General features: G+C 63.1%; 8 protein-coding genes and 1 pseudogene. 5 read left to right on the top strand and 4 right to left on the bottom strand.

Annotated elements, in window-relative coordinates; all coding sequences use genetic code 11:
- Positions 1 to 4: 4 nt before the first annotated feature.
- From ACOJSJ_RS02795 to ACOJSJ_RS02785, 3 genes are all read right to left on the bottom strand, one after another.
- Positions 5 to 2,956: a TonB-dependent receptor gene (locus ACOJSJ_RS02795; protein ID WP_420143466.1), complete on the bottom strand. Its 2,952-nt coding sequence runs from the start codon at positions 2,954 to 2,956 to the stop codon at positions 5 to 7.
- Positions 2,957 to 3,030: 74 nt separating this feature from the next.
- Positions 3,031 to 3,972, bottom strand: a complete 942-nt coding sequence (locus ACOJSJ_RS02790; protein ID WP_420143465.1) for a FecR family protein — start codon at positions 3,970 to 3,972, stop codon at positions 3,031 to 3,033.
- Positions 3,956 to 4,474, bottom strand: a complete 519-nt coding sequence (locus ACOJSJ_RS02785) for an RNA polymerase sigma factor (RefSeq protein ID WP_420143464.1) — start codon at positions 4,472 to 4,474, stop codon at positions 3,956 to 3,958. The genes ACOJSJ_RS02790 and ACOJSJ_RS02785 overlap by 17 nt, the downstream gene beginning before the upstream one ends.
- A gap of 618 nt (positions 4,475 to 5,092) precedes the next feature.
- On the opposite strand from ACOJSJ_RS02785, the gene ACOJSJ_RS02780 reads away from it, so the two are divergent.
- The 4 genes and pseudogenes from ACOJSJ_RS02780 to ACOJSJ_RS02765 form a co-directional block, all read left to right on the top strand.
- Positions 5,093 to 5,614: a sigma-70 family RNA polymerase sigma factor gene (locus tag ACOJSJ_RS02780; protein WP_420143463.1), complete on the top strand. Its 522-nt coding sequence runs from the start codon at positions 5,093 to 5,095 to the stop codon at positions 5,612 to 5,614.
- Between the two features lie 3 nt (positions 5,615 to 5,617).
- Positions 5,618 to 6,382 (top strand): anti-sigma factor family protein, encoded by a 765-nt coding sequence (locus tag ACOJSJ_RS02775; protein ID WP_420143462.1) that lies wholly within the window; start codon positions 5,618 to 5,620, stop codon positions 6,380 to 6,382.
- Complete coding sequence (locus tag ACOJSJ_RS02770) at positions 6,383 to 8,008, top strand: FAD-dependent oxidoreductase (RefSeq protein ID WP_420143461.1); 1,626 nt, start codon at positions 6,383 to 6,385, stop codon at positions 8,006 to 8,008.
- 1,636 nt (positions 8,009 to 9,644) lie between these two features.
- Positions 9,645 to 12,320 (top strand): annotated as a pseudogene (locus ACOJSJ_RS02765) (conjugal transfer protein TraG); the annotation flags it as partial.
- Here ACOJSJ_RS02765 and ACOJSJ_RS02760 read toward each other — a convergent pair.
- The gene (locus ACOJSJ_RS02760; protein WP_420143460.1) at positions 12,301 to 12,678 is read right to left on the bottom strand and encodes a hypothetical protein; all 378 of its coding nucleotides are present in this window, start codon (positions 12,676 to 12,678) and stop codon (positions 12,301 to 12,303) included. The pseudogene ACOJSJ_RS02765 and the gene ACOJSJ_RS02760 sit on opposite strands and share 20 nt — an antisense overlap.
- Before the next feature lie 414 nt (positions 12,679 to 13,092).
- On the opposite strand from ACOJSJ_RS02760, the gene ACOJSJ_RS02755 reads away from it, so the two are divergent.
- A complete protein-coding gene (locus tag ACOJSJ_RS02755) occupies positions 13,093 to 13,398 on the top strand; it encodes a helix-turn-helix transcriptional regulator (RefSeq protein ID WP_420143459.1) in 306 nt (101 codons plus the stop codon).
- Positions 13,399 to 13,525: the final 127 nt, after the last annotated feature.

Genomic DNA, 13,525 nt, shown 5'->3' with positions numbered 1-13,525 from the left:
CGCATCAGAAGGTCGCCGCCACGCCGAAAAAGAAGCGGCGGTCTTCCCGCAGCGAACTCAGCAGGCGAGCCGGATCTTGCAGATATTGCCGCTCGATCGACCGGGTTAGGTTGATCGCCTCCGCCGTCAGACGGATGTTGCTGGTGAGGTTGATCTGCGCCGACGCATCAAGCTGGCCGCGCGCCTGCATGTAGGAACTGCCGCCCGACGCGGCGCTCCCCTGCCCCTGAAGATATTTGCTGCGGCGGATGTAGGCGACGCGGACGGACAAGAGCTTATCCTCATAATAGCCGATGAGATTGTAGCTATGCTTGGAAAGGCCGGGAAGGGGCAAGGCCAGCTGGGTCGCTTCGTCCACCAAAGGCGTCTTGCTGTCGACATAGGTATAGTTGGCCTGGATCCCCAGATTGTTGAACGGCGCGGGCAGGAAGCGCAGCGATTGTTGGTATGCGAACTCCACACCCTTGATCGTACCCGACTGGCCGTTGGTCGGCTGGGTGATCTGGAACAGGTCGTCGGGACCGGTTGACAGGCCGGGGACGAATTCCGCGCGGGTCGTGTTGATCGTGAACGAGTCCACGTCCTTGTAGAAGCCCGCGACGGTGAGCGCGCTCGATGGGGCGAAATACCATTCGAGCGTCGCGTCATATTGGGTCGCTTCGAACGGGCGCAGATTGGGATTGCCGCGTGAGCCGGTGCGGGAAACGATGAGCGGAACGAAGCTGACGCCCACGTCGCTGAGGCTGGGGCGCGCGACGACCTTCGCCGCGGCGGCGCGGAAGGTGAGGCTGGGCGCGAGTTCGACCGAGAGGTTGGCGCTGGGGAGGAAATAGTCGAAGCGCGACTTGCTGGCCGTCGGCTGCGTGTCGGAGAGGAAGCCCGCCGATGTACGCTCGATCGAGATATAGCGCACGCCCGCATTGCCGGAAATGGGCATGGCGCCGATCTCGCTCTTGAAATTGGCGCGGACGTAGAAGGCGAGCGTGTCCTGATTGACGTCGCGGACGGAGACGCGGCCGAGCGGGATGGTGTCGGCGCGCGGGATCGGCAGGCCGAAGGCGTCGCGTGCAATCTCCTTGTCCACCGTGCCGGTCAGGATGTCGCGTGGGAAATTGCCCGACACGCCGGGGAAGAAGCTGCCCATGCTGTTGTCGTAATTGAGGCCGGGCATTTCATCGACGGTGATGATGCCGTCGCCATTCTTGTCCCCCCTTGCCAGCAGGCTGGCGGCAGACGGCACGTTCTGCGGCGATTCCGAATAGAATTTGATATTCTCGTAACGCGATCCGACCTGGATCGAACTGAGCGGTCCCCAATCCGTGCGAATGTCGAAATCGAGCCGCGCGTCATAGCCGCTATTGTCGGTGCGGAAGTCGTTCTCGAAGATCGAGGCCAGCTGATACTGCGCCGGATCGTCACGGTCGAAATTGGTTTCGAGCGACAGATCGGGAACCGGGCCGCCGCGCGAGAAATCATAGCTGGCGTTGGTGGTGTTGCCCGCGCGCGGCACGACGACATAGGTGAAGGAAGCGCCGGGGCCACCATCCGTCCCCTTCCCCTTGCTGTAGGAGGCGTCGGCCGAAATCTTGACGATGTCGCCGTCATATTTGGTCGAAAAACCGAGGTTGGTGGAGCGGAACTCCGTCGGCTCGTCATAGATGAGCGGGCGCAGCGTGACGCCGGTGAAGGTGCCGCTGACCACGGTACCATTCTCGTCTGCGACGGCGTTCACGTCGTTATTGTTGAACAGCACCTGATAATTGGCGCTGTTGCGCTGGCGTTTCAGACGTGAATAGGTGCCGTCGAGGATGATTTCCCAATCATCCGCCGGGCGGAACTGGATCGCGCTGTTGAGCGTCAGCCGCTGTTCCTTGCGGTCGTAGATGCGCGCCATGAACCGGTTAGGGCGGAAGAGGCCGGGGTCGTTGACGCCGTCACCATTGCCGTCGATCGCATCGGTGCGAGTCCAGCCGCCGGAATCGAAGGACTGTCCGCGCGTCTGCGTATTGGAATAGGCGACGCTGGCGAGGACGCCGAGCCGGTCGTCGAAATTCTTGGAGACGAGCGCCGATCCGCGATAGCCCAGATGATCGGCCTGATCGGTATAGGCGCCCTGCAATCGTCCGCTGATGACGAGGTCGTCCAGATCGAGCGGGCGTTTGGTCTTCAGGTTGACGGTCGCGCCCAGTGCGCCTTCGGGCATGTCGGCGGTTGGCGATTTCGACACGACGATGCTGCCGATGATTTCCGGGCTGATCGATTCCAGCGAAGCACTGCCGCCTGCACCTGGACCCAGGAAGGTGCGACCGTTGATTTCCAGCCGGTTCTGCGAAATGCCGCGCACGGTGAAGTTGGAGCCGTCGCCCTCGCGCCGGGTGATCTGGACTCCAGTGATGCGGCTCATCGATTCCGCGACATTCTGGTCGGGCAGCTTGCCGATGTCCTGCGCGGTGATGACGTCGACGATGTTTCCGGCGGCGCGCTTCACATTGATCGATTCCTGAAGCGAAGCGCGGATGCCGGTGACGACGATGTCCTGCGTCGCCGGTTCGTCGGCGGGCGCGGCGGCGGTAGGCGCATCCCCTTCCTGCGCGGCGGGGGCGAAAGCGGCGGATGGGGCCATGAAGGCAGCGCTTGTCGCCACGGGCCGATCGCGCTTGAGGACGATGGCATTCCCCGCCTTCGTGATGACGAGGTCGGTGCCGGTCAGCAATTGGCGCAGCGCCTGTGTCACGTCCATCGTGCCCTGAAGCCGGCGCAGGCTGACGCCCTCCGCAGCGGCGCCCGTGACGAGGATTTCAATGCCCGCTTGCTTGGCGAAGAGGGGGATGCCGGTGCGGGCTGATTGCGGGGCGATGTCGAAGCGGCGAATTTGCGCGGCGGCTTCGGCGGGTGTACCGATTCCGCAGACGATGGCGGCCCCGGTGCCGAGAAGATGAGCGAGCGCGGTCTTCATAAGTCCTCCCCTGTCGTGGCGCCCTGCTTGCCGGTGCGCTCTCAACCCTAAGAGCCGCACGGATCGACTTTCCGTCAGATGCTGTCGATTTTTTTGCGCGACAGGCGAATGGTCTCGGGCGTCATCACGACCGTCACGTCCATCGACGCAGCGAGCGTGCGGGCGAACCCGGCTGGATTGTCGATGCGAAACAGGCCGATCAGCTTTTCATTGCCAAGGCTGTAATCGACGATGACGAGTTGCTGTGCATTGTAGCGGTTGAAGCGGGCGACCGCGTCACGCAGCGTGTCGCCTTCCAACGCGATTTCCCCCATACGCCAAGCCAGCCCGCGCTCGATCGCCTGCGGCGCGTTGCCGGTAATAGGGGCTAGTGCACCGCTTTCGAAAGTGGCGAAGTCTCCAGCTTTCAGGATCGTCATCGATCCGCCGCCATCCTTCGCCCAGGCCGCGACGGTGCCTTCGGTAACGGCGATCTGGACGCCCTTGTCCGTGCGGCTGACGGAAAAGGCGGTGCCGATCGCTCGCGCCTGCGCCAGACCCGCATCCACGATGAAGGGGCGGCGGCGATCCTTGGCGACCTGAAACCAGGCCTGCCCCTTGTCGAGCGTGATGCGGCGCGCTTCATCGCCGAGCGCGACATGCAGGTCGCTGTCGCTGTCGATCGTGGCGACCGATCCGTCGGCGAGTGGCAGGCGGCGGATTTCGCCGCGCTCTGTCGCGACATGCTGCTCCATCCAGCGGGAGAGACCGAGGCCCCCGGCAAGCGCCGCCGCCATGCTGCCGCCCAGCCCTGCGGCCAGCCACTTGCGCCGGGTCCAGAAGGGTGCGGGGGCGGGCTGATCGGCATCGGCGACCAGCGCATCGTCCATGCAGGACAGTGCAGCCTGCGCCCGCAGCAGTGCGCCCGCATGGCGCGGGTCCTGTGCCAGCCAGGCATCGAGCGCCGCTTGCTGATCGGCATCGAGCGGATGGCGCACAGCCCAGCGCACCGCCATATCCTCAACCCTGTCCGGCACGCGTGCCTCCGGTCATGACGGGTCGATCCTGGTCGGCTTCATCCTGCGTCATATGGCGCAGCAGCGCGCGCAAGCCGCGGCTCGCTTCATTTTCCACGATCGTCTCGCTGATGCCGAGCGCTTGGGCGATCGCCTTCTGGCTCTGCCCCTCGATCCGGCGCATGACGAAGATGCTGCGCGCACGATCGGACAGGGTGGCGAGCGCCGCCTGCACCCGGCCCAGTTCCTGCCGCGCCTGCGCCACGCGCTCGGGCGTCAGCATGTCGGCTTCCGCCTCCATCGTTGCAGCCAGCGGATCGATGCGCACGACCCGCGCTCGTTCCCGCTGCCGCCGAACGATATTGCGCGCCATGATGAAGAGATAGGCGCGTGGCGCGGTGATGTGCGCGATGTCGCGCAACTGGGCGAGGCGACAATAGCATTCCTGCACCACATCCTCCACGTCTGCCGCAGCCACGACCTGTCGCCGCAACCAGGCGCGCAGGTCGCGTTCATGGGGCAATATCTCGCGCCCGACCCATCGCGCTAATACCTCGCGTTGCGTGATCTTTCTCCCTTAGGAGTTAAGAGACACTAACAGCGTTTTTCCGTCATCGTCTTTTTTGTATTGCGAAATTCTTGCCGAAAATGTCAGCCACATTCCAGCCCGAGGATGCGCGCGCAACCACCCATCCAATATTAAACGGAACCAGCCGGGCTGTTCGACGGCAGATTGCGGTGGCGCCGCCACTGGCGGCGCCTCCCGATCCTTGTCGGACTCTCAGCAGCTAATTTTTACTCCCCAAGTACGGAAGGCCCGCTTTTACGGCAGCGGTCGACCACTCAAGCCGTTCTAGTGAGTGAGACCGCCGGAATGTCCGGTGACGCCGAAACCGGTCCTTGGCAAATTGAACGAACTGCCGGTCGGTTACGCGCCTTAGTCGGTCGTTCAGCGTCCAAAGGCGAGCTCCAAGAACCGGCCATGCCGTAAAACACCTGATCGTCGTGCACTGACGCATTGGCTGAGGCTGCGCAGCAGCGCGGAAAGGCGCGAAGTACGGCTCTGACCGGCCGAATGGCTATAATCTAGAAATATCTCAATGACCGGGGATTAAAGCGATCACTGAGGCGTAAGTCACGTATGAAACCCACGCCGCCTAAGGTTGTCGACCTGTTGCCCGGGCTGATGCGCTACGCCCGTCGACTGACCGGCAATGAAAGCGATGCCGAAGACTTGGTCCAGGATGCACTGGTGCGCGCCTATGCCAATGCCGACAGCTATCAGCGCGGCCGACCACTGCGCGTTTGGCTGTTTTCCATCCTGCACAATGTCTTCGTCAGCGGCACGCGCAGGGCGGCGGTGCGCGAGCGGTTCCGTGCCGACGCCGTGGCGCAGGCCGAGCCGGTGGCTGCGCCGGCGCAGGAGCAGATGGTGCGGCTGCACCAGATCGAGGAGGCGCTGACCGCTTTACCCGAGGAGCAGCAGGCCGTGCTGCACTTCGTCGCGGTCGAAGGCCTGTCCTATCAGGAGGCGGCCGACGCGATCGGCATTCCCATCGGTACGCTGATTTCGCGCCTGTCTCGCGCCCGCGCGAAGCTGCGCGCTCTGGAGGAGGGAGCGCCCGCCGCGCGCCCCGGCCATCTGCGCATCGTGAGGGATTGAGCTATGGCGGAACTCACCATCACCGAATGCGAACTGCACGCCTATGTCGACGATCAGCTCGACGCCATGGGGCGGCTGGAAGTGGCCGATTATCTGGTGCGCAATCCCGATGTCGCCGCGCGTGTGCTGGCCGACCTGTCGGTGCGCGACGCGATGCGGGCGCTGGCGCAGCGCGACGGGCAGCCGGTGCCGCAACGCCTGCACGACAGCGCCTGCAAGGTGGAGGGGGCGCTGCACCGCAGCCGCCTGTTTCGCCGGTTGAGCGGTGGGCTAGCGATGGCGGCGGGCATCATCGCCGCCGTGGCGCTGGGCGTCGGGAAGCTGGACATGGGCGTGGCGCCGACGGCGCAGGCGATGCCGGTGTTCATCGAGGAGGCTTTGATGTCGCACAAGACCGCGCTGGTGCGGTCGCACATGAAGTCGCAGCCCGAAATTCCGCATTTCGACCCGGCCGATGTCCGCACTGCGACCCATATCAACGTGCCGGTGCTGCCGGCGGGCTGGCGGGTGCTGGATGTGCAACTCTTCCCGTCCGACTACGGGCCGAGCCTGCAACTGGTGATCGATGCAGGCGAAAAAGCGCCGGTGTCGCTGTTCGCGGCGCGGGCCGTCACCGGCTTGCCGGAAACGCCGCGCACCCAGGTCGTCGATGGCGAGACCATCGCCTACTGGGCCCGCAAGGGCACCGTCTATGTGCTAACCGGCGTGCAATCCCAGGATTTCCTGCAGAAACACGCGGCCGATCTGGCCAATAATCAGGACGCATGAATGAGCATTGATCTCTCGCAACAGACCGGCGCGTTGCGCCGGCGGGCAGATGTCTGCGTCATCGGCGCGGGCGCGGCCGGCATCACCACCGCGCGCCGGCTGCTGGCGGCCGGGCATCAGGTGCTGCTGCTGGAAAGCGGCGGGCTGGACTATGAGCGGGAAATCGCCGACCTCAACGCGGGCAAGAATGTCGGCCAGGCCTATTATGAGCTGGACGATGCGCGGCTGCGCTTCTTTGGCGGCACGACGGCGATCTGGGGAGGGCGCTGCGCCACGCTGGACCCGATCGATCTCCAGCGTCGCGACTGGGTGGCGGGGTCAGGCTGGACACTGTCCTGGGACGAACTGCAGGATTATTATGGGCAGGCTCGCGGCATATTCGAGATTGGCGACGAACCGGCGAGCGCCGACGCGCTGAACGCCCATGGCGTGCCGCTGCCGGGGTTCGATCGGTCGGAACTGCACATGCCGGTGTGGAATTTCGATCCGCGCTTCAACCGCTTCACCTTCGACGCATGCCAGGATCTGCGCGATCATCCACGCTGCGAGATCATCACCCATGCCAGCGTCACGCGGATAGTGGCGAAGGACGGCGCGATCAGCCGGATCGAGGCGAAGGCACTGGCCGGCGCGCATCTGCATGTCGAGGCGCGCGCCTTCGTGCTGGCGGCGGGCGGGATCGAGAATGCCCGGCTGCTGCTGGCGTCGAACATCGGCAATGAGCGCAATCAGGTCGGCCGCAACTTCATGGAACATCCCCATGCGCGCGGCGGCCAGATCATCGATGCCAAGGCCTGGCCGCTGCTCAAGGCGTTCGGCCGGCGGCACCGGATTGGCGGCCATGACATGGCGGCGCTGATCACGCCCTCGGCCGATCTGCAGCGGCGCGAAGAGCTGCTCAACAGTTCGCTGACGATCGTCGGGCGGCAACCGGCGGGGGCGTCGCAATTCTGGGGAATGCGGGCCTATGGCTCGCTGAAGCATGACATGTCGCCGACGCGCAGCGGGCGGCGGATGTGGATGATGACCAAGAAGGCGGCGACATGGGCCCAGCGTCATGTCGATCCGCTGCGCCCCTGGCTGCTGCACAAGGCGGGCAAGCTGGAGATCGCGCTACTGGTGCGGGCCGAACAGGCGCCCAATCCCGACAGCCGGGTGCTGCTGACCAGGGAGCGCGACGCGCTGGGCGTGCCGCGCGTGGCGCTGGACTGGCGCCTATCGGCGATTGACAAGCATAGTGTGACGGGACTGGTCGATGGTCTGGGCCGCGAACTCAAGCGGCTGGGCATGGGCCGGGTCGAGCGTGCCGACTGGCTGGACGAGCCGGGCGAATTGTGGCGCAACGATCCGCTCATCTCGTCCCACGCGATAGGCGGCTATCATCATATGGGCACGACCCGCATGACGACCGATCCGCGCCAGGGCGTGGTAGATGCCGACGGCCGCGTACATGGCCAGGCCAATCTCTATGTCGTAGGCTCTTCGACCTTCCCGACGTCGAGCTGGGCCAACCCGACGCTGACCATCGCGGCACTGGCGTTGCGCACGGCCGATCGGCTGTCGGTCGCGCTCAATCGGCCAGTGGCGCAGCCCGTGCGGCTGCCGGGGCTGGCCAAGGCGTCGTAGCGCTCGCTTTGAAGCTCGTTGAACGGCGCGATGGGTTGCAAACTGCCGTTCCCCCTCCCGCTTGCGGGAGGGGGATGACTGTAAATGGTCGATGCAGCCCGGCAACTCCTTTCTACGGTGAATCACATGTTTTCCGCACCGAAGAAGGCACGTAATTCCGCTGGGAATAGGTTGCATACGCCCTCCTTGGCTTTGGCGTGAAGGCGTATGTACGGAAAGCCCTGTCGCATTGGAAAAATACCTGAAACCCCGTTCGGCGATGTTTTCCGACATGTTCATCTGCGGCGATCTAACTCGCGCACCTGCGAACGCGATGGTCGGCAAGCGGCAAGTGTTGCAAGTTTGTCGACCGATCGTTGGGGGCCGTGGGAATGGCGCGTGTTGGATATGAACCTGCCGTCCTCGACCAAAATTGCGAACGGCGAGTTTGTCCCAGACTCGGTCCTAAACAGACGGTCTGCTTCCAAACGCGGGGAAATCGCTGTCGAACGGCTTGGATGGGCGCATACTAGCCATGCCGTCATCGACCCTTTCCGGCCGCTCAGCCGCCAATTTTCCGTTCCCAACTGCGGTCGGTCCGCTTTCTCATTCTGGATGCTCAAGACGGGCCGTAAGGAGAATGTTTGGTGTGGATTAGGGTGCGCGAGGATAGCTGGCTTTCAAGCGTCATCGGCTGCCGACTGACGCACGTCGTCCCTTTGCCTTCTATGCCGTGAAAATTCTGGGAAAAATATCTAATCACCGATTTCTCAGGCGCCATCCCTTCCCTCGCGATGTTTCGTTACAATCTGCCCTGCCGTCCTGAAATGCCGACAGACTCGTTCTTCGCTCATACGGAAACGTCGGGCCACCTCTATCACACTCATCTTGCGGCCCACCACCAAGATCAAAATGACACGTGTGAGCGGCTCCATCTGGGCGACCGCCTTCTCGATCCTCCCGTCCCGCCCTCCAAGCCCGTCAGGAAGCCGCGGGGCATCGGCTGGAGCGCTTCCCTCCAGAAAGCGCTCAATGCGCGCAGCGCAAATCTGGTCCGACACTCGATCGCGCATCCGCGCCACGAATCTCGCCAGACATCCACTCACATTATGATGATGTGCCATTTGCGGCCACTCCCTTCTGGATTTCGACAAGCCTTCCGGCCGCCGCTTTCCCACCTCCTCCCCTTCCTGCCGCTGAAATGCCGCCCCTTGGTCACCGGCAATCAGAGCCATGATCACAGCTCGTGAAAAGCGGCCTCGAGAAATCCTGACGCGAAGATGGACACGCGGCAGCGATCGCAGCCCGAAGGGCCGGGATCGGCGCAGCCGAGCCCGGCCGGCGCGGCGGCACGCCGCTCCGGCAAGAGCGCGGTGCCCGCGCAGCGGGCAGCCGCCCTCCCCTTCCTCCTCCTATCCAGCTTCCCAAAAACGTCACAAAGTCCGCTCTTTAGGGTTGCGCTCTCCCGTCATTCTGGCAAATTGGGCCTGCTTCCGAAAAAAGCTCGGAAGTGGGGCTTAGTAACCCCTGCATATACAGCTCGGTCACAGTTTCACTGGGGCCGGGTGGCATGCGCGCATGTCCAGCCGGCAACGGTAAAGGCGCATGCGCCTGTGTGTATGCCAGGTTACTAACATCCGGCTTTGGCCGTCGCCCCGAGAGGACACCAACGATCCGCGCCGTCGTCTTCGGGATCATGCTCTTCATGGTGCCGGTGGCGCTCCTCTTCATCCTGACGCCGATCAACCTGCGGGTCGCGAGCTTTGCCCTTGGGCTCTTCGTCTTCGTGGCCCTGTGGGGCGTGATCGATGCGGGCATCTACCAGCTGACCCTTGGCCGGGCGACAGCGACGCTCGCGGAGATGCGCGCCAATCATCTGGCAGCCAATGCCTGGATGCTCGCGCCCTCGGCGGCCATGAAAGCGCTCGCCATATTCGGCAGCTTCCGCACAGCGGGCGCAGGCCTTGCAGGCGCCTTCGTGTTCACCGTGTTCCGCTTTTCGGGCAATGTCTTCTCCTCCTTCACCGGCGGATCGCTGGGCGTCACCGCGCAAGCCTCCTCCGCAGCGGCGACGGTCTCGACATCGGAAGGCTATACCTCAGCGCTTGAAGCCCAGGCGTCAGCGCTCGGAACCGGCAACCGCCGCGCTGCCGCTTCCTCGTTCGGCGACTTTGGCGAGCGGTCCAGCTTTGGGGCGACGCGCAGCTTCGGTGCTGCTGGCGCGGTCGAGGACGCGCACGGCGGCGTGCCGGGTCAGGCCGCACTTGGCATGGGGGGTATCGATGCCGGCCGCGAACTGGGCGGCCTCGCCCCCGCGCTTGCTGGCCGCGACCTCAGCGACCCGGCTGTCAAAGGCGCGGTCCAGGCGGCCGCCGCCACTGGCGCCATCCACAATTTTGCGGAAAAGGACGCGCTTCGGAAACTTGGGACAGGCTATTTCGGCGCAGGTCAGGGAGGCGAGAAGGCTTTTGCCGCCTTCACCCAGAATCTTGTCCAATGGCGCGCCTTTGGCGATACCCGCGCCTATGACATGATGATGCAGGGCGCGAGCCGCCATTTCGAGCGTGCGGGTTATTCTCCACAAGATGCGGCGCTCAAGGCCAGCGGCCTGATTGCTGAGGCGCAAACCGATCCGACCTTCGCCAAGCTCATCGCCAACAGCTTCTCCCAAGGTGAGATGCTCAAAAACGAACTTACCGCCGCGCAGACGCAGGTCGGTGCAATGGAAGGACGGCGCGACTATGCTGGCGGCGAGGTTTCCGCCGTCGAGCGCGGTAATGTCGCGACCGAACAGGCGCGGCGAACGGGCGGTAACGAGGGACAGCGGTTCGCAGCCCGAATGCTGGGCCTCCCGGTAGATGAAATGAACCGCCGCATCGCCTTCATCAACGCCCTCTCGGGCGAAGCGCGCTCTACCGCCATCAGCCAACTCTCCCGCGCCACTGGCCGCAGCGAAGCGCAGGTCATGCATGCGCTGGAGACCTACAGGGCTTCGAGCGAGGTCGGGACCGCCGATGGGGAAACCGCGGAGGCGTCCCGGGAAGGTACAAGCGTCTACGGGCGAACCCGCGAGGCTGCCGGCTATGACTTTGCCGAGCGGTCAGGCAAGCTCGATGCGCAGCGTGAGGTCGGTCATGACGGGACACGCAGTGCCGCTAGGATCGGAGAGCAGCGCAGGCAGTGGGAGAATTTTGGCTTTGCACAAGGCGCTGTGGCAGCCGGCATGTCGACACGCGAGGCCGCCAGGCTCGACAGCTTCATCCGCGCCCTGAGCGATGGCGCGGGCAACCAGCTAGATATGGCGGAGGGCGGTGCTGAAGGCGTGGCTGACCGCGGGCGCAATGCCAGGATGACCAGCATCGTCGAGAAGGAGCGCCTGTCGCGTATGCAATCGCTCCTCAAGACGAACGGGATCGAGATGACAAAACGTCAGATCGCGATGGATCAGAATGGCGACTTCAGCCTCAACCTCACCCCCGCAACTGCTGCCCAGATGTGGAAAGCCGACCTCCTCAATGAAAGCCAGCTCGGCGCGGTCGCAAATGGAGGCCATGCCCGCTTCAGCCTCGCTCATAATGATCTTCTCGTCTCCAGCAGCGCGGGCTTTGAGAAGTCGGCCCGGAACGACACCAGCACGCGGTTTGAAGCGGGCAAACAGGCCGGACCCGACACGATCGAGCATTTCATGGGCGGCGGCGCGGAAGGCAAGGCAGCAATGGCGAACTGGCTACGCGGCGGCTTCGAAATGGATCGCAAGGGCCAATGGCGACTGAAACCACAGGTCGCAGATACGCTCCAACGTGACGTTCAAGCGATCATGGCGCAGACCGGTTGGGAACGCTCGATCGGCAGATCAGCGCAAGACCAAACCGGCTTCTCAATCTCCGTTAGTGGGGAGATCGCCGGAGGGGCGAGTGCTGGCTCAGGCGGAAAGTCGAAAGGAGGTCGAGGTCAAGGTTCATTTGGAAATTCGGGTGGGTCGATTGGCATTTCCAGTCAAGAAAGCGGCATAACCAACGAAACAGTCAGCGCGCACCTCAACATCGTCAACCACGACGTGCGTCAGGCACTGGCCAATGCGGAGAGACTGTCCGCGCGATCTTCCAATCCATCCGAAGCATTTGCCAATGGATTAGCGACCGAGATCCTGGGGCCTAGCGGATTGAGGAACCGCTACCTCAGTAACGCCGACAGCGGGCGTGGCATTGTCGACGTGACCGCGCCTGTAACATCGTTGGAGCAAAGCTCGCTCCTCAGTAGCGGCCGGTTCTCAACTGATATGGCATCTGGTCCTTTTGACGGCGACCCGCAGTTCAAGAAGGGCGCCGATTGATGTAGCCCGGATTTAATGGGTTGAGCGGATTTCCAACCCACAATGATCCGGAAGCAGAATCAAGCGGGTCGAATTCGCGAAGCGTGCCGGACGGACCATAACGCCTACGTCGCCACTCGAAATAGGCTTGCGGATCTGTGTCATCCTCAAGATCGAGCAATGCGATCCGAGCCTTGATGTATCCGAACGACAGAATCAGCGCGACTAGAGGAGGAAAGAAGAACACATTGGCAATGCCAGCTGCTGCGGAGTGATAAAGGTGGTAAGTGCTTCGATACGCAAAGACGCAAGCATTCCGCCCCAGTAAAATGGCATAGCCATCCACCATAATTTTGCGCGCATCGGCCGCCAAAGCCAATCACCAATCTTCGGAGAAGGCGGCAGTGCGATAAAGGGCTTTGACGGGTCCACGGTTTGCATCGCTTCCTATGCCTAAGAAGAAAATATCATCTTAACTCCTCGAAGCAAACCCTTCCCTTCCAATCGGTGAAAGATGCCGGCATCAGCCAATTCAGGAACGTTCCGCAGCGGCGACCCGGGAGGGATCGCCGCCGGGCTTCACGCGAAATGGCAGGATAGACCAACTCGGCCACCTCTTCCTCGGACATTCAAGGTGCACTCCGCGATCGATTGGACGCACCTGATGCCCACAAGTATGGCCGGAGAACCGTCCGCTGTGGCTCTCTGTCGGACACACTGAAGTCATTGCTGTGCGATGTAGATTGCGGCATAATCAGTTTCGGCGGGCAGACCTTCTGGATGAAGGTTCGCCATGAAATCTGATATCTCTGAAAGCTCTGTTGACGCGGCGATCGCTTCGGAAGCAAGCACGACCCACGGGAAAGATCGCCGGACAGACCGGCTCCCACGGAAACCTGATGTTACCGTAAAAACCGGGCTGTCCGTTTCGGCTGTCTATCGGTTGGAGACAGCCGGCCGCTTCCCTCGCCGCCGTCGCATCGGACTGCGCTCCGTCGCCTGGTATGAAAGCGACATCGAGGAGTTTATTGCTGATCCCCTAGGCGGCGTGGACAAATTGGTTAGAAGCGAGCTTTCCAAGTGTGGTCTGGATACTTGATGATCTGCCGCCGCCATATCCAGATGGCGAAGGCAAACATCAGCACGCCGGAAGTGATGCCCGCAGCCCATCCCCTCTGATGGCCGTAAAGATACACGACCAGAATGCTTGCAACTGCCGGAGCAGA

The organism is Sphingobium sp. (assembly GCF_048594625.1).
Classification (GTDB): Bacteria; Pseudomonadota; Alphaproteobacteria; order Sphingomonadales; family Sphingomonadaceae; genus Sphingobium.
Note: the sequence above shows the minus strand (reverse complement) of the source record. Positions and strands in the feature narration are given on the sequence as shown.